This window comes from Providencia sp. PROV150 (assembly GCF_028481025.1).
Lineage (GTDB): Bacteria > Pseudomonadota > Gammaproteobacteria > Enterobacterales > Enterobacteriaceae > Providencia > Providencia hangzhouensis.
On record NZ_JAMPPJ010000012.1, the window covers coordinates 203,688 to 221,326 of the forward strand.

The following is a 17,639-nucleotide window of genomic DNA, read 5'->3' on the forward strand; positions in this document are numbered from 1 at the left end:
GATAAAAGGGGGGGATGTATGGATGTTAAAGAATATATACCAGAACATTATTTACAAAGCGTAAATGAAGGTGATAGTCGATTGTTTGAATTAGATGATAATGGTTTCTCTAACTATGGAGGACCTAGCTTTACTATATTTGTTTCTCCGCCGGATAGCCAATATATAGATGTTGTAGGTGATAATACAAATATAGGGGATTCTTCTTTTGGTCATGTGTTTATTGGTCTTAAAGGCACAAATCCGGAAAGTAACCAATTTGAAAGCGTATCTATAGGTTTTAGTGCTGGTAATAGTTTTTTGACCAATACGGATAATATTTCATTCGATGATCATAATAAGTATTCAGAAGCATCATCTTTGACAATTGTGGGACAAGGACCTGTGTTTGATAATGATTTAAATAATTTATTTAAGACATATAATTCAATCAAAAATAATTTGGATGGTAATGAGAATTATAACTTGATATCAAATAATTGTATTGACTTCGTGAGTGATTTTCTTGAAAAGTCTGGTGTCAATGGTATTAAATTAGCAGGAACACCAAAGAAAAATTTAAAGAAAATAAAGGAAATAGCAAAGGACTATAAAACACCTTTAATTATTGACTTAAATAATAATGGAGTGGAAACTTTACCATATGATTTTGGTGTGCTATTTAAATTTAATGGAGAGCTAAAAAAAACCGGATGGGTTTCTCCCAGTGATGCATTATTGGTGATGGATAAAAATAGTGATGGAATTATTAATGATTCTAGTGAGTTATTTGGGGATGATTATCTGAAAGAAAATGGTTGTTTTGCATTAAATGGTTTTGATGGCTTAATGGATTTTGATAGCAATAATGATGGATTTGTTAGTAATGATGATTTTCACTGGGAATATCTTAAGTTATGGCGAGATAAAAACAGTGATGGTAAAACGCAGTCTGAAGAATTATTAGGTTTGAGTAAGGCCGGTATTTCATCAATAAGCTTAAGTTATTCATTTTCTGATTATGTGGATGAAAATAGTAATCAACATAAATTAATATCAGAGGTAACTTGGATTGATGGAAAAAAAACAGATATTGTTGATGTGTGGTTTAAACAAAAAGATATAGCTCATCCTGAAAATCAACTAGCAGAGTTGATTTCATTATTTAATAGTGAGTCATCTATAAGCTTAAATAATGTATTAATGACTACAATGAAAAATACACTACCATTTTTAAAATCAAATAACGATCGCGTATTTAATGGGTTAATATGAAATGGTTATTGGTTGTGCTAGTTTTTATTCTCAGTGGATATGATTCATATTCATACAGTGAAAATTTTTTACAAAGTAGTGACGTGAAACCTCCGTCGTATAGGATGCTTGCTTTTTCTACTAATAATATGAAGCATGAAGAAGAGAAAAATTTTTTTCAGGCCATGACACCAATTGAGACAGCAGAGAAATTTTATCTACTCAAAAATAAAGTAGATGAAGGTGACGCCAAAACCCATTATCTTTTATTTTTATTATATTTTGATGATTCGACCTGTTCTGAAAAAAGTCTAGTCAATTTAAAGCGAATTGCAGATGAAAATTGTTTAATTGGTTTAGAATATTTAAATAAAGCTGTAATGATTGATCCTAATTTCCAGCTGGGTTTATACCGATTAGCTTACTTTAATAATCACGGAGTTGGTGTGGAGATTGATTTGGAGCAGTCAATAAAATATTGGGAGAGGTTGATAGAAACTAAAGGTTATTACCGTCTATTAGCGTTAGAGGCTGCCTCTGAAATCTATTTTTACGAATTTGGAAAAATAGACAAAGCAAAAGAGTATCTAACAATTTGCGCAAATGAAGGTGGGGAGATTTGTCAATTTAAGCTAGGTGACTGGGATAATAAAATTAAATTACGACCTTATATATTAGAGGCTAAACAACGAGCAAACTCCCCGAGTACGTAGAAAATTGATGTATAATTTGCACTAATAAAAAACTCAAGGGGCGAATAACTCCTTGAGTTTTTTTATTACTTAATAAACTTAATAATTAATTAAGCCGCTTTCTTTTTCTTACTGGTTTCTTCATTTGAAGGTTCATCTGGTGACTTTTTTGTCGGAAGTACACCCAAATCATCAAAATCGAACTCATCGACATTAATTGTCCGTAATCGACTTGCCTCTGCTCTACGCAAGATATCGGCTTCTTCTTGCGTAATTACATTTTCAGGAAGTAATTGGTCAGCAAGCTTATCTAAGCGAGTAAAGCTGAGCTTACGCTCTTTTAAGCGGCAGATACGTTCGAAAATAGGTTCAGCGGCAATGATATCCAGCAAGGCTTGGTTAACTAAGCCATGAGGGTTGTTTTCCGTAGGTGTTAAATACTGCCCACGGCCCAATCTGTCGCGTGTTTCTGATGGCTCCATCAGAATTTGAGCCAGTTTATGGTCTAGTCGGTCTGATGGTGTCGACATCGCACGGCCAGTAGGGAACAGTGTGATGCGCATGATCCCGGCAACCAATTTGTTAGGGAAGTTTTTCAGGAGGTCATCCATCGCTTTTTCTGATTGATATAAACAATCTTCAACCGCCCATTTCACTAATGGTAAGTCTGCTTTCTGGCGACCTTCATCTTCATAACGTTTTAAGGTTGCAGATGCGAGATACAAGTGGCTTAAAATATCCCCTAAACGAGCAGAGATACGTTCACGGCGTTTCAAGCTACCGCCTAACACACCCATGGCAACATCGGATAGCAATGCTAAGTTGGCACTTTGGCGGTTTAGCATTTGATAGTAACGACGTGTTTCATCTTTGGTTGGTGCATGACTTCCACGGCCATTGGTTAAACCAAGCCAGAAGCTACGGAATTGGTTACTAACCACATGTCCAATATGCCCAAATACGGCTTTATCGAATTTATGTAAGTTATTGTCCTGCGCTGCGGCCATTTCTTCTAATACAAAAGGATGGCAACGGATAGCGCCTTGACCGAAGATGATCATACTGCGGGTTAGGATATTTGCCCCTTCAACTGTAATGGCGATAGGTGCGCCTTGATAGGCTCTGGCAACAAAGTTTGAATCCCCAAGACAGATTCCTTTACCACCCGTAATATCCATGGCATCAATAATGGCGCGCTGGCCACGGTGTGTACAGTGGTATTTAACAATAGCGGATAAAACGGCAGGTTTCTCACCTAACATAATTCCAGAGGTGATGAGAGTTGCTGCTGCATCCATTAGATAGGTATTACCCGCGATGCGCGCTAGCGGCTCTTCAATACCTTCCATTTTACCAATGGGTAATTTGAATTGGCGACGAATATAAGAGTAAGCTCCTGTCGCGATAGCGATACTCTTCAAGCTACCTGTTGAGTTCGATGGCAATGTAATGCCACGACCCACTGAAAGGCACTCAACCAACATTCTCCAACCTTGGCCAGCCATTTTTGGCCCACCAATAATGTAATCGATTGGAACAAAAATATCTTTTCCACGTGTAGGACCATTCATAAATGGAATATTTAGTGGGAAGTGGCGGTGACCAATTTCAACACCTGGGGTATTAGTTGGAATTAACGCACAGGTGATACCAAGGTTTTTCTCGCCACCTAAGAGTTTATCAGGGTCTGAAAGTTTGAATGCGAGACCTAGTACAGTGGCAATTGGTGCTAAGGTAATATAGCGTTTGTTCCATGTTAAACGCATTCCTAATACTTGCTCACCTTGCCATTCTCCCATACAAACGACACCTGAATCTGGGATTGCACCAGCATCTGAGCCTGCTTCAGGGCTCGTTAATGCAAAACATGGAATTTCTTCACCCGTCGCTAAGCCCGGTAAATAGCGTTGTTTTTGTTCGTCAGTCCCATAATGCTGTAGTAGTTCGCCAGGGCCTAATGAATTTGGAACACCAACAGTGATAGCAAGAATACCGGATACGCCAGCGAGTTTTTGTAGAACTTGAGACTGTGCATAAGCAGAAAACTCAAGGCCACCATATTCTTTTTTGATGATCATAGCGAAGAAACGGTGATCACGTAGGTATTGCCACACTTCAGGAGGAAGATCCGCAAGTTCATGGCTAACTTCGAAGTCATTGACCATACCACAAACAGTTTCAACGGGCCCATCCATAAAAGCCTGTTCTTCAGCGGTTAATTGCGGTTTTGGGTAGTTATGCAGTTTATTCCAATCTGGAGCACCACGGAAAAGGTCACCTTCCCACCACGTTGTTCCAGCGTCAATGGCTTCTTTTTCTGTACTTGACATTGGCGGCATGACTTTTTGGAACATTTTCATCGCGCGGATAGAGAAAAGCGATTGACGTACGGGAGTGAAGACAAAAGGAAATAAAACCAAGGCAACTGGCAGTAACATCCAGTAGCTCCAAATATTGATGACCCCCATAACCGCGGTATAGGCCAATAATAATATTGAGCTAAAAACTAAAGAGGTTTTGTGGTAACAAAGTACGCCGATTAAGGCGAGAAATAACACAATGCTGAGAAGGATCATAGTTAAGCTCCTGTCCACTTGTAAGAGGTCTGACCTGTTTGTTGCTTTAATCTATACCTATTAATAAAGGATTAGCAATGTATTTACATCTTAATTACAACTTAGCTCACAAAAACGTCATATAAAGGAAATTATCGTAGTAATTAGTCTTATTTGTTTTATGAAAAGTCAGGTTATTGGTTATGAGATACGGTGAATTTTGTCGATAGGGTCATGACAGCACAATCAAAAGTAGAAACAAAATTATCCCTGTGCAACAATCTGACTATTAAAGATTAATTACTGATATCTATCTGAGTTTTGCCATGGAACGCCATTTTTCTTTTAGGATAATTTGGATGTAAATTAATCGTAATTTCTGTAACGTATTCTTAATTAAGAGGAAATCTCATGTATCAAGACTTAATCCGCGGCGAGCTGACTGAAGCGGCCGAGACGTTATCGAATTTCCTTAGCGATGATGCCAATATTAATGCTATCCAACAGGCTGCCGTTCTACTTGCTGACTCTTTTAAAGCAGGTGGCAAAGTATTATCTTGTGGTAATGGGGGCTCTCACTGTGATGCAATGCATTTTGCTGAAGAATTAACAGGGCGCTACCGCGAAAACCGCCCAGGTTATCCTGCGATTGCTATTTCAGATGTGAGTCATTTATCTTGTGTGAGTAATGACTTCGGCTATGAGTATGTTTTTTCGCGCTTTATTGAAGCTGTTGGCATGAAAGGTGATGTTTTACTCGGAATTTCTACCTCAGGTAATTCAGGAAACATTATTAAAGCGATTGCCGCTGCGCGTGAAAAAGGTATGAAAGTCATCACGCTAACAGGGAAAGATGGCGGGAAAATGGCTGGAACCGCGGATATTGAAATTCGTGTTCCACACTTTGGGTATGCCGACCGTATCCAAGAAATTCATATTAAAGTTATTCATATCTTAATTCAGTTAATCGAAAAAGAGATGGTGAAGTAACGTTATTATTGATCAGGAGCTTTTAAATGTGCGAGTTACTTGGCATGAGTGCCAATGTTCCAACCGATATTTCGTTTAGCCTAAGTGGGTTAATTTCCCGAGGGGGCCAAACAGGCCCACATAAAGATGGTTGGGGAATTACCTTTTATGAGGGGCTCGGGTGTCGCACATTTAAAGATCCTCAACCTAGCTTTTTATCACCTGTCGCTCGTTTTGTGCAGGAATACCCGATTAAATCAGAAAGTGTTGTTGCGCATATTCGCCAAGCAAATCGGGGGGATGTGTCGTTAGCAAATACTCACCCCTTTACTCGTGAGCTATGGGGACGTAATTGGACTTATGCACATAATGGGCAGTTAAAGGGGTATCGTACACTGAAAACTGGACGTTATTGCCCAATAGGTGAAACTGATAGCGAATGGGCATTTTGTTGGATACTTCATCAACTCAGTGAAAAATACCCACGCAGGCCATCGAATTGGAAAAGCGTGTTCCGTTTTATTGCGACATTAGCTGACCAATTACGTCATAAAGGGGTATTTAATATGTTGCTGTCTGATGGGCAATATATGATGGCCTTTAGCTCGACGAATTTACATTGGTTAACGCGTAAGGCACCGTTTGGTAAAGCAAAATTACTTGACCAAGATATTGAAATCGATTTTGAGCAGTGCACGACCCCCACTGATGTGGTCTCTGTTATCGCAACGCAACCACTAACGGGTAATGAAAACTGGCAGCGAATTGACCCAGGTAATTTCGTCTTATTCTATCTTGGTGAGCGCATATTGTGATTTAGACCCTAACAATTTTGTTGGGGTATCAGCTTGGTCAATAACCGCATATTTACCTAAAGCGACCGACACCTCGGCAGGCCTTCCTGTGCGGTTGAAATACTCGTAAGCGGGTTGTAGCTGCTTCCAGAAGGCATAATGGCTGGAATTACGGTAGCGCAGCATATTTTCATTTGTCATTTTAAATGGGTAAATGCTGACATTAATGACCGACTGTCCGCTGAGTAAGGCCGTTTCTACTGTTTGGTAAATCTCACCCATATATTTATCGGTCATGGCATAACATCCCACCGAAACGCAACTGCCGTGGATCATAAGATAGCTACCGCTATAGCCTTGCGCTTTATCAAACTCATTAGGAAAACCAATATTGATAGATCGGTAATACCGACTATTAGGATTGAGCTGTTCCGCTGTAATTTGATAAAATCCTTCTGGACTTTTCAGATCGCCTTCAATTTTTTTTGGACCTAGCCCTCCTGAAAACTTACAAATTGGGTAAGTTTTCGACAGTTTATATTTTCCTGATGGTGTTTTTTGATAGAGTTCTAATAAACCTTCTTGCTTAAATATTTGAATAAAAATGGATGAGTTTGAGCTATCCGATACGTTATTATTAAGTAGAAATGAATAGTTACTCGCCTGAATAGCAGGAGAATATATGAGTACAAATAAAAAAATTGCACTAAAAAATTTACTTAATTTCATATCTAAGCCATATCAAGAAAATGTTATTGAACAAAAAGAGTACATATTTTATGCATTCTAGACGAGTAAATCGAAAATTAATATAGTTTGTTAATAGTTTTTAAATGAACCTTTATTGTGTAAATAATAAACAATGATCGATAAATATGAGCTTAAATATCGATAATACCGAATTGTTAACAGAAAAATTTAAATATTAATGCAATTTGCTTGAACTATGTCACTTCTATAGCCGGACATAGAGAGTGGGAACTGATAAAATTGTGGGTGGCAGAAGATAAAATTTAGTAACAATTATGTGAGAATACCTGCTTAAGTGATGACGATTACTTGAGCTATTTTTTATTTAATGAGTCGCTATCATTCATTGCTGAATCGTTAGCTTAGGGTTTAACTGATAAACTTGTGCAGATCTTATGATTAAAATTAAAAAAGGCCTCAACCTTCCTATCGCAGGTGAGCCAGCCCAAGTGATAGAAGACGGCCCGAAAATTCAACACGTAGCTGTGCTAGGTGAGGAATATGTCGGAATGCGTCCTTCGATGCTGGTTAAAGAAGGTGAGCGTGTAGTTAAAGGACAGGTTCTTTTTGAAGATAAAAAGAACCCAGGGGTTTTATTTACAAGCCCAGCCTGCGGTAAAATTGTTGCTATTCATCGTGGTGAGCGTCGTGTGCTTCAATCTGTTGTCATCGAAATTGATGGTGATGAACAAGAAACATTTGCAGCTTATACTCGTGATGAGCTATCAACATTAACGCAACAACAAGTCGAAGATAACTTGATCAAATCGGGTCTGTGGACATCTTTAAGAACGCGTCCATTTAGCCGTTCACCACAACCGGGTTCTTCACCTATCGCTATTTTTGTCACTGCAATGGATACTAACCCACTTGCAGCGGATCCTGTTTTAATTATTAAAGAGCAAGAACAAGCATTTAACGATGGGCTTTTGGTTCTAAGTCGTTTAACAGAAGGTAAAATCCATGTGTGTCATGGAGAGGGAGACTTACCGAAGAATACGGCACATAACCAAATTTCTTATACTCAGTTTGCAGGGCCGCATCCTGCTGGTTTAGCGGGAACTCATATTCATTTCTTAGAACCTGTGAGTATTAAGAAAAAAGTTTGGAGCCTTAATTACCAAGACGTTATTGCTATTGGTAAGCTATTTGTTACGGGTCACCTATACACAGACCGCGTGATTTCATTAGCAGGGCCACAAGTTGAAAAACCTCGTCTTCTGCGTACTCGCCTAGGTGCTGATTTATATGAATTAACACAAGGTCAGCTTAAAGCGGGTGAAAATCGTATTATTTCCGGTTCAGTCCTTTGGGGCGTGACATGCGATGATACCCATCACTATCTTGGTCGTTTTCATAATCAAGTCTCAGTGTTAGCCGAAGGTCGCAATAAAGAGTTATTTGGCTGGATTATGCCTGGTGTTAATAAATTTACGATTACTCGTACCACAATCGGGCATTTCCTGAAAAATAAACGTTTTAATTTTACAACGACAATGAACGGTGGAGAGCGTTCGATGGTGCCAATTGGTAACTACGAGCGAGTCATGCCTCTCGATATCATGGTCACTCATTTATTGCGTGATCTCCTTGCTGGAGACACTGACTCATCACAAGAATTGGGCTGTTTAGAGTTGGACGAAGAAGATTTAGGTTTATGTACCTACGTTTGCCCAGCGAAATATGAATATGGTCCGGTGCTACGCGATGTTCTGACCAAGATTGAGCTAGAAGGGTGATTCCATGGGTCTGAAAAATTTATTTGAAAAGTATGAGCACCATTTTGAGCCCGGTGGAAAGCTAGAAAAATACTATGCGTTATTTGAAGCAGTTTCGACTGTTTTTTACACGCCGGGTACGGTAACAAAAGGGCGTTCTCATGTCAGGGATACTATTGACCTGAAACGTATGATGATATTGGTGTGGCTAGCGGTTTTCCCAGCTATGTTCTGGGGAATGTATAACGTTGGTAACCAAGCCATCCCAGCTTTGCATCAATTATATAGCGGGGCTGAATTACAGCAAGTTCTAGCTAGTGATTGGCATTATAGCTTAGCGCAGTTTTTAGGCGCATCACTTTCGATGGATGCGGGATGGGGAAGTAAAATGCTGCTGGGTGCAGTGTATTTCCTTCCTATTTATGCAGTCGTTTTCTTAGTCGGTGGTTTCTGGGAAGTGTTATTCGCCATGATCCGCGGCCATGAAATAAACGAGGGCTTCTTTATTACCTCGATTCTATTTGCCTTAATTGTGCCGCCAACCATTCCTTTATGGCAGGCTGCATTAGGTATCACGTTCGGGGTTGTTATTGCGAAAGAAATTTTTGGCGGTACTGGGCGTAACTTCTTAAACCCGGCATTGGCTGGACGTGCTTTCTTATTCTTTGCTTATCCTGCTCAAATATCAGGTGACTTAGTTTGGACCGCTGCAGATGGCTTCTCTGGTGCAACACCATTATCACAATGGGCAACAGGTGGTGAGCATGCGCTAATGAACACAGTGACTCATGAGCCTATTACTTGGATGCAAGCCTTTTTAGGTAATATGCCAGGTTCAATTGGTGAAGTGTCAACTCTGATGCTGTTTATTGGTGGGGCTCTTATCATGTTCTTCCGTATCGCATCATGGCGCATTGTTGCTGGTGTGATGGTTGGTATGATTGCAATGTCCTACCTATTCAACGCGATTGGCTCTGATACCAACCCGTTATTTGCTATGCCATGGTGGTGGCACATGGTACTCGGTGGCTTCGCATTCGGTATGATTTTTATGGCGACAGACCCAGTATCAGCTTCATTCACAGACAAAGGTAAATGGGCGTACGGCATTCTGATCGGTGTAATGTGTGTTCTTATCAGGGTTGTTAACCCAGCTTATCCAGAAGGGATGATGCTGGCGATCCTATTCGCCAACCTGTTTGCTCCTCTGTTTGACTATCTGGTCGTTCAAGCAAATATTAAGCGGAGAAAAGCTCGTGGCTAATGAAAAACCAATTAATAACGATAGCGTCGGCAGAACATTTCTAGTTGTTTTTATTCTTTGTCTAGTGTGCTCTATTGTCGTCGCAGGTGCTGCCGTTGGTTTAAAACCACAGCAGCAAGAACAGATTCAGTTAGATACTCAACGTAACATTTTAAGTGTTGCTGGGTTGCTACAGCCTAAAATGACCGCTGAGGAAGTTCAAAATGTGTATAAGGATCGCATCGAACCTAAACTTTTGAATTTTAAAACTAATGAATTATCTGATAGCACTAGCCGTTATGACTTAAATAGCGAGCTACGCAGCGAAGAAACGAGTATTGCACTCTCTCCTGCAGAGGATATTGCAAAAATCCGCCGTCGTGCCAATAGCGCTGAAATCTATTTGGTTAAAGATGAAGCAGGAAAAGTATCACAAATTATTTTACCTGTTTACGGTTCTGGTTTGTGGTCTGTCATGTATGCCTTTATTGCGGTAGATGTAGATGGTGTTACCTCTCGTGGTATTACTTACTACGCACATGGTGAAACACCAGGGCTGGGTGGTGAGGTTGATAACCCTCAGTGGAAAGCACAATGGCCAGGTAAAAAGCTGTTCAATGAACAGGGGGTTCCGGCAATTAAAATCGTGCGCGGTGGTGCTACAGATAACCCATACGGTATCGACGGCCTTTCAGGTGCGACTCTAACATCGAACGGGATCCAACATATGTTTGATTTCTGGTTAGGGGATAACGGTTTTGGTCCGTTCCTGAAAAAAGTACGTGAAGGAGCGCTGAATAATGGCTGATTCAAAAGAAGTAAAACGCGTCCTACTTGGGCCGCTATTTGATAACAACCCAATTGCTTTACAGGTATTAGGGGTTTGTTCTGCACTTGCAGTGACAACGAAGTTAGAAACCGCACTCGTTATGACGATCGCTGTAACCTTAGTAACGGCTTTTTCTAACTTCTTTATCTCACTCATCAGGAACTATATTCCGAGCAGTGTGCGTATTATCGTTCAAATGGCGATCATTGCATCTTTAGTTATTGTCGTTGACCAAATTTTACGTGCATACGCCTATGAAATATCAAAACAACTTTCTGTATTTGTTGGCTTGATTATTACTAACTGTATCGTCATGGGACGTGCTGAAGCTTACGCAATGAAAGCACCACCAATTGAAAGCTTCATGGACGGTATTGGTAACGGCCTTGGTTATGGTGTGATCCTTGTTTTAGTCGGCTTTTTCCGTGAGTTATTTGGTTCCGGCAAATTGTTTGGTATCACAGTTTTTGAATCACTACAAACCGGTGGTTGGTACATGCCAAATGGCTTGTTCCTCCTCGCGCCAAGTGCATTCTTTATCATTGGTATGCTGATTTGGGGACTACGTACTCTGAAACCAGCTCAGGTAGAGAAGGACTAATCACATGGAACACTATATTAGCCTATTTGTTAAAGCCATTTTTATTGAAAATATGGCATTAGCGTTTTTCTTGGGAATGTGTACTTTCCTTGCGGTGTCGAAGAATGTAAAAACCGCTTTTGGACTGGGTATCGCTGTAACGGTAGTTCTGGGGATCTCTGTCCCAGCCAATAACTTAGTATACAACTTGGTGTTACGTGATGGTGCGATTGCCGAAGGTATCGATTTATCCTTCTTGAACTTCATCACTTTTATCGGTGTTATTGCCGCGTTAGTTCAGATTCTTGAAATGATTTTAGACCGCTACTTCCCGTCACTGTATAACGCGTTAGGTATCTTTTTGCCATTGATTACCGTTAACTGTGCCATTTTCGGTGGTGTTTCTTTCATGGCTCAGCGTGATTATAACTTTAGCGAATCGATTGTGTATGGGTTCGGTTCGGGGATCGGCTGGATGCTCGCAATCGTATTGCTGGCGGCTATCCGTGAGAAGATGAAGTACTCAGATATTCCATCGGGTCTAAAAGGGTTAGGTATCACCTTTGTGACAACCGGTTTAATGGCATTGGGCTTTATGTCCTTCTCCGGTGTGCAGCTATAAAGGCGAGAAGAATTCATGGAAATTATTATTTTAGGTGTCGTGATGTTTACCCTGATTGTCTTGGTGCTGACAGGTTTAATCCTGTTTGCTAAATCCAAGCTAGTCAATACAGGGAACATCAAAGTTGAAGTTAATGGCGATCCAGACAAAAGTTTTGAAGCTCCGGCGGGCGACAAACTGTTAGGCATGCTATCAAACCAAGGTATTTTTGTTTCATCAGCATGTGGCGGCGGTGGCTCTTGTGGTCAGTGCCGTGTGAAAATCAAAGAAGGCGGTGGTGATATTCTGCCAACTGAGCTTTCACACATCAACAAACGTGAAGCAAAAGAAGGCTGCCGATTAGCGTGTCAGGTCAACGTTAAGCAAGATTTAAAAATTGAGCTTCCAGAAGAAATTTTTGGTGTGAAAAAATGGGAGTGTGAAGTTATTTCTAATGATAACAAAGCCACTTTCATTAAAGAGCTTAAACTGAAAATTCCAGAAGGAGAGGTAGTTCCTTTCCGTGCGGGTGGTTTTATTCAGATTGAATGTCCGGCACATGTTGTCAAATACGAAGATTTTGATGTACCAGAAGAGTACCGCGAAGATTGGGATAAATTTAACCTGTTCCGTTATGTATCTGAGGTTAAAGAGCCAACTGTTCGCGCCTATTCGATGGCAAACTACCCGGAAGAGTATGGCATTATCATGCTAAACGTGCGTATTGCTACGCCACCACCTCGTAATCCAGATGTCCCACCGGGGATCATGTCTTCTTATATTTGGTCATTAAAGCCAGGGGATAAAGTCACTATTTCTGGGCCGTTTGGTGAATTCTTTGCTAAAGAAACGGAAGCAGAAATGGTGTTTATCGGTGGTGGTGCGGGAATGGCGCCAATGCGTTCTCACATATTTGACCAACTGCGTCGTTTGGATTCTAAACGTAAGATCAGTTTCTGGTATGGTGCGCGTTCAGTCCGTGAAATGTTCTACACTGAAGATTTTGACCAACTTGCCGCAGAACATGAAAACTTTACATGGCATGTCGCGCTTTCAGACCCTATGCCTGAAGATAATTGGGATGGTTATACAGGTTTCATCCATAATGTCTTATATGAAAACTACTTAAAAGACCATCCAGCGCCAGAAGATTGTGAGTTCTATATGTGTGGACCTCCAATGATGAATGCTGCTGTGATTAAAATGTTGAAAGACCTCGGTGTTGAAGATGAAAATATCCTGTTGGATGACTTCGGTGGTTAAGCAACTTAGCTGATTTTATTAGACTTATCAAAGTCAGTAGACAGTAACACTTTAAAGAGGGAAAATATTTTCCCTCTTTGTGATTTTAGTAAATCTATTAAGTGCTAATTAGTTAGCGCTTAATAGGTAGATTTATAATTATTTTGACTGGAACATTCTCTGCATGGGTGACGATGTAAAGTGTGTTAATAGTCTGGGCGGCCTTAACAAAATGCGCTCATGATTGACGCGGAGAAAATTATGCTAAGTAAAAGAATCTATACCCCAATACTGCTATTTGTTGCAGCTCTGTTTCTTACTGCCTGTGGTGGACCTGAACAACAGAATCTTCAGGGGCAAACGATGGGGACGTACTATTCGGTTAAATATGTTACAGATTCTTCGGAGCCAAAGCCTGAAGTCATTCAAGCCGAAATAGATAAACGTTTGGAGGAAGTTAACGACCAAATGTCAACATATCGCCCAGATTCAGAATTAAGTCGTTTTAATCAATTTAAAGAAGTGAATACGCCGTTCCCAGTTTCTGCAGCAACCGCAACTGTGGTTAAAAAAGCCATTGAAATTAATAAGCTTACTAATGGTTCATTAGATGTAACGGTTGGGCCTTTAGTTAATTTATGGGGTTTTGGCCCTGAAGGAAGAGTGACTAAAGCGCCTTCTGATGAAGAGTTGGCTAAGCGTAGAGCCTGGACTGGTATCGAGAAACTCTCGGTTCAGGATAATAACCTAATTAAAACGATCCCTGAGCTGTACGTCGACCTTTCCTCAATTGCTAAAGGTTATGGTGTCGACGTTGTTGCTGAATATTTAGAATCATTGGATATCAATAATTATATGGTTGATATTGGTGGTGAAGTGCGTACGAAAGGAACAAATGGTAAAGAAGTACCATGGCGTATTGCAATAGAAAAACCTGTAGCGGATGGGGTAAGCCAAACAGCACAAGAGATTATTGAACCAGGTGACCGTTCTATCGCTACATCAGGAGATTACCGTAATTATTTCGAGCAAGATGGCGTTCGTTTTTCTCATACCATTGACCCAAAAACAGGCAAGCCAATCACTCATAATTTAGTTTCTATTACGGTGATTGCAGAAAATTGCATGAGTGCTGATGGCCTATCTACGGGGCTAAATGTTTTAGGGCCTGAAGTTGGCTTTGATTTAGCTGAAAAAATGAATATTCCTGTTTTTATGATTGTTAAGACAGATAAAGGTTTTGAAGAGCGTTATACTAAGGCATTCGAACCATTTTTAACTAAAAAACAGTAGTTGTGGGAGGATAAAAGATGCTAAATGTTTTTATTGCAGCCTTTGTACTGTTTTTGCTGGCCTTTTTAGGCATGTCACTTGGATATATTATTAAGCGTAAGAGTATCCAAGGTAGCTGTGGCGGGTTAAGCAGTATTGGTGTTGATAAAGTGTGTGATTGCCCTGAGCCTTGCGATGCACGTAAAAAGCGTATGGCACGTGAAGAAGCCCGCCAAAAAATACTGGATAAAAATCGTATTATTTGAATAGTAATATTTAACGGTTCTATAACTAGTAATGAGCCGGAGATGTCTAAATATAGTTATTAGACATCTCCAAATATTACTTTCCCGTTATACAGCCTAAATTAATTGCATTTTCTTAGCACATGAAACAGAGACAGGGTAATTAACATGCATGCTTTTTGTCTCACCATCAAATCTAATCGTGACCTTTCCATTATCATTGTTGTTAATTTGGCAAGGTAAAAAATCACCACTACTCCACAGTTCATTACTTTTCGTAGTAATTTTAGCTTTCCAAGCACTTTTACCTGTTGTTGAGTAAGGGAATGAATTTTCGTTAGAGCTAGATGTGGCATGAGCTAGATTATAAAATATAAACACATTATCATAGGGGTTATCACTATTATGATAATGTATTTCAACTTTCCTTAATGTTTCATTCCAATAATTCTCGACAATCATTGTTCCAATATTTGACATATAAAACCTTTTTTAAATTATTTTAAATAGAATTTTTGTGACGGATTAAATATATCAAGTTTTCTATAGCGGTAAATTAAGAACAATTATTATTAATTGATGAAAAGAATGTTTTTAAGATGTGATTTAATTCCTAAGCTATTATTAAAGTAATAATAGCTTAGGAGATGTTATTAGATTATTTTTTAAATGCTTTTGGGGAATCAACCATTACAGCATCAACACCAATTTCTTTTGCGAGTTGGTAGTCACTGTCATTATTAACACCAAAGACAATGATATAGGCATTACCATTTTTTCTAAAACAGTCGATGGCCTCTTTATCCCATGAAAGGGTAGCTGGTGAGCGTGCCTCACCTAATGTATATTTTTCAACTACTTCAACTTTACGATGTAGCTCAAAGCCATACCAACGAGTGGTGGTTTTGTCATTTTCTATTGAGCATTGATGGTTCATCACGATATTTGCCAACATAGTCCGAGTTTCATCACGGCTTTCAAATAGTGAAATTTTTGATGAAAGGGATTTTAGCGCTTTTAAAAATTCATCATTAGTGGAATAAAAACGTACTCGGCTAAATGAATTAGTTTTATCTAGTAATGCAAGGATAGCTTGTGCTTGGATATTAGGGTCTGCATCAGGTGATTTTAAATCAATATAAAAAGTCGTATCAGGGTATTTTTTTAAAATAGTTTCTAGTCTACTAATAGTAGTATCTTGCATAGGTAGTTGCAGGTTATTTTTTATATTGTATTTATATGCAGCATTTATACGGTTAAGTTGCAGGGCATTATATTTTGATACAGGACCTTCATGGTCTGTAAGTGAGCTTAAGTCACTTGGACGATATAAAACGAGTTGATTATCTTTACTTAACTGAGCGGTAAGCCAAATAGCATCAGCATTATTTTTCTTCGCTAAATCAATTGCATAAATTGTATTTTCTGGTGCATCAGCCGTTCCTGCACGGTGAGCAACAATTTTAGGGGATAGTGCAAAAACGGTTTGGCTAGCAAACAGTATTATGAGAGTTGCCATAAATTTAAAATATTTTGATGTTGATGTAATTGCCATAGAGATGATCCATAAATAGTTTTTCAAGGTATTGTCGTTGGTAAAACAACTCTTTTTATTACTTTTTTGTTTAAAAGTAAGTATTAACACTTATTTTTAAGACAAACTTTAAATAAAATCTTTATTGGATAGATTGGCAGATGATTATTGCAATATGATGAATTACCTAGTTATCATTAAGTTAGCTTGTTATTCATCCATTTATGGTGGTCTGATAATAATTGCATGGCTATTAAAGATGCTGTATATTTAAACAGTTGATTGATTGTTAGGGTATACTCGTGCGTAAAATTATTCATATTGATATGGACTGCTTTTATGCCGCCATCGAGATGCGTGACGACCCAAGCCTTCGCAATGTACCTATTGCGGTGGGAGGTAGCGCAGATCGCCGAGGAGTGATTAGTACTGCAAATTATGAAGCACGTCGCTACGGTGTTCATAGTGCGATGTCTACAGCGATTGCACTTAGGCTTTGCCCTCACTTGAAAGTGGTTCCTGGGCATATGGCACTTTATAAAGAAACTTCTCTTCATATTCGAAAAATATTTGCGCGTTACACAGACCTCATAGAACCGCTTTCTCTTGATGAGGCTTATTTGGATGTTACGGATTGTACGCAATTACACGGCTCTGCAACGTTAATTGCTGAGGCTATCCGTAAGCAAATCTTTGATGAATTACAGCTCACTGCTTCAGCGGGGATCGCTCCAATAAAATTTTTGGCAAAGATTGCTTCCGATATGAACAAACCGAATGGCCAATTCGTGATCACACCACAAGATATCGATCAATTCGTTCTTAAATTGCCGCTAAAAAAAATACCAGGAGTGGGTAAGGTAACAGCCCAAAAATTAGCGGATATGGGGTTGGTGACTTGTGCCGATGTTCAAAAATATGATGTAGTTGCGTTGATTAAAAGCATGGGGAAATTTGGGCAGGTACTTTGGGAGCGTTGCCATGGTATCGATGAACGTGCGATTAACCCTGATAGGCTTAGGAAATCGGTAGGAGTTGAACGTACACTTACAGAAGATATCTATCAATGGGAAGATTGCTTGCCGTTGTTGGATAAATTATACGATGAACTCCAACTGCGTTTAGCAAAGGTAAAGCCTGACCTTCGTATTGCTCGCCAAGGTGTAAAATTTAAATTTGCAGACTTTCAGCAAACGACACAAGAACATGTATACCCAGTTCTCAATAAACAAGATTTGGTACAAATAGCGAAAAAAGCTTGGGATAACCGCCGCTTAGGGCGTGGCGTTCGGTTAGTTGGTTTGCATGTGATGCTGCAAAGTCCTCAGCTTGAACGGCAATTATTACTTGAATTATAAAAAACACCCATCGTATGATAGGTG

At 39.5% G+C, this 17,639-nt stretch carries 17 protein-coding genes; 13 read left to right on the top strand and 4 right to left on the bottom strand.

Features of this window, described 5'->3' with window-relative positions; all coding sequences use genetic code 11:
* Positions 1–18 precede the first annotated feature (18 nt).
* The gene (locus PSE83_RS10425; RefSeq protein WP_136134829.1) at positions 19–1,254 is read left to right on the top strand and encodes a hypothetical protein; all 1,236 of its coding nucleotides are present in this window, start codon (positions 19–21) and stop codon (positions 1,252–1,254) included.
* Positions 1,251–1,946, top strand: a complete 696-nt coding sequence (locus PSE83_RS10430; protein WP_004264740.1) for a hypothetical protein — start codon at positions 1,251–1,253, stop codon at positions 1,944–1,946. Before PSE83_RS10425 ends, PSE83_RS10430 begins: the two co-directional genes overlap by 4 nt.
* A gap of 89 nt (positions 1,947–2,035) precedes the next feature.
* Here PSE83_RS10430 and fadE read toward each other — a convergent pair whose 3' ends face one another.
* Positions 2,036–4,501, bottom strand: a complete 2,466-nt coding sequence (fadE, locus tag PSE83_RS10435; RefSeq protein ID WP_036958904.1) for an acyl-CoA dehydrogenase FadE — start codon at positions 4,499–4,501, stop codon at positions 2,036–2,038.
* A 390-nt stretch (positions 4,502–4,891) separates the two neighbouring features.
* Between fadE and lpcA the strand changes: the two genes are divergently transcribed.
* Positions 4,892–5,470 (top strand): D-sedoheptulose 7-phosphate isomerase, encoded by a 579-nt coding sequence (lpcA, locus tag PSE83_RS10440; protein ID WP_004264745.1) that lies wholly within the window; start codon positions 4,892–4,894, stop codon positions 5,468–5,470.
* 26 nt (positions 5,471–5,496) lie between these two features.
* Positions 5,497–6,264 (top strand): class II glutamine amidotransferase, encoded by a 768-nt coding sequence (locus PSE83_RS10445; protein ID WP_004264748.1) that lies wholly within the window; start codon positions 5,497–5,499, stop codon positions 6,262–6,264.
* Here the strand turns inward: PSE83_RS10445 and PSE83_RS10450 are convergent.
* Positions 6,235–6,972 carry a L,D-transpeptidase family protein gene (locus tag PSE83_RS10450; protein WP_004264751.1) on the bottom strand — a complete coding sequence of 246 codons (738 nt, stop codon included), beginning with the start codon at positions 6,970–6,972 and terminating at the stop codon, positions 6,235–6,237. The two genes, PSE83_RS10445 and PSE83_RS10450, sit on opposite strands and share 30 nt — an antisense overlap.
* Positions 6,973–7,388: 416 nt before the next feature.
* Between PSE83_RS10450 and PSE83_RS10455 the strand changes: the two genes are divergently transcribed.
* From PSE83_RS10455 to nqrM, 8 genes are all read left to right on the top strand, one after another.
* Positions 7,389–8,732, top strand: a complete 1,344-nt coding sequence (locus tag PSE83_RS10455) for a Na(+)-translocating NADH-quinone reductase subunit A (protein ID WP_004264753.1) — start codon at positions 7,389–7,391, stop codon at positions 8,730–8,732.
* A 4-nt stretch (positions 8,733–8,736) separates the two neighbouring features.
* Positions 8,737–9,975, top strand: coding sequence for an NADH:ubiquinone reductase (Na(+)-transporting) subunit B (locus PSE83_RS10460; protein WP_004264756.1), 1,239 nt, complete (start codon positions 8,737–8,739; stop codon positions 9,973–9,975).
* A complete protein-coding gene (locus PSE83_RS10465) occupies positions 9,968–10,762 on the top strand; it encodes a Na(+)-translocating NADH-quinone reductase subunit C (RefSeq protein ID WP_110592315.1) in 795 nt (264 codons plus the stop codon). The genes PSE83_RS10460 and PSE83_RS10465 overlap by 8 nt, the downstream gene beginning before the upstream one ends.
* Positions 10,755–11,384 (top strand): NADH:ubiquinone reductase (Na(+)-transporting) subunit D, encoded by a 630-nt coding sequence (locus PSE83_RS10470; RefSeq protein ID WP_004264762.1) that lies wholly within the window; start codon positions 10,755–10,757, stop codon positions 11,382–11,384. Before PSE83_RS10465 ends, PSE83_RS10470 begins: the two co-directional genes overlap by 8 nt.
* A gap of 4 nt (positions 11,385–11,388) precedes the next feature.
* Positions 11,389–11,985 (top strand): NADH:ubiquinone reductase (Na(+)-transporting) subunit E, encoded by a 597-nt coding sequence (nqrE, locus tag PSE83_RS10475; RefSeq protein WP_004264764.1) that lies wholly within the window; start codon positions 11,389–11,391, stop codon positions 11,983–11,985.
* Between the two features lie 15 nt (positions 11,986–12,000).
* Positions 12,001–13,227 carry an NADH:ubiquinone reductase (Na(+)-transporting) subunit F gene (gene nqrF, locus PSE83_RS10480; RefSeq protein WP_004264766.1) on the top strand — a complete coding sequence of 409 codons (1,227 nt, stop codon included), beginning with the start codon at positions 12,001–12,003 and terminating at the stop codon, positions 13,225–13,227.
* A gap of 240 nt (positions 13,228–13,467) precedes the next feature.
* Positions 13,468–14,499, top strand: coding sequence for an FAD:protein FMN transferase (locus tag PSE83_RS10485; RefSeq protein WP_036958908.1), 1,032 nt, complete (start codon positions 13,468–13,470; stop codon positions 14,497–14,499).
* A gap of 17 nt (positions 14,500–14,516) precedes the next feature.
* Complete coding sequence (gene nqrM / locus PSE83_RS10490; protein ID WP_004264769.1) at positions 14,517–14,744, top strand: (Na+)-NQR maturation NqrM; 228 nt, start codon at positions 14,517–14,519, stop codon at positions 14,742–14,744.
* Between the two features lie 96 nt (positions 14,745–14,840).
* On the opposite strand, the gene PSE83_RS10495 is transcribed toward nqrM, so the two are convergent.
* Together PSE83_RS10495 and PSE83_RS10500 are read right to left on the bottom strand one after the other, a co-directional pair.
* Positions 14,841–15,203, bottom strand: coding sequence for a hypothetical protein (locus PSE83_RS10495; protein ID WP_096864772.1), 363 nt, complete (start codon positions 15,201–15,203; stop codon positions 14,841–14,843).
* Positions 15,204–15,381: 178 nt separating this feature from the next.
* Complete coding sequence (locus tag PSE83_RS10500; protein WP_172766838.1) at positions 15,382–16,278, bottom strand: glycerophosphodiester phosphodiesterase family protein; 897 nt, start codon at positions 16,276–16,278, stop codon at positions 15,382–15,384.
* A 281-nt stretch (positions 16,279–16,559) separates the two neighbouring features.
* On the opposite strand from PSE83_RS10500, the gene dinB reads away from it, so the two are divergent.
* Positions 16,560–17,615: a DNA polymerase IV gene (gene dinB, locus PSE83_RS10505; RefSeq protein ID WP_036958912.1), complete on the top strand. Its 1,056-nt coding sequence runs from the start codon at positions 16,560–16,562 to the stop codon at positions 17,613–17,615.
* The last annotated feature ends 24 nt before the right edge of the window (positions 17,616–17,639 follow it).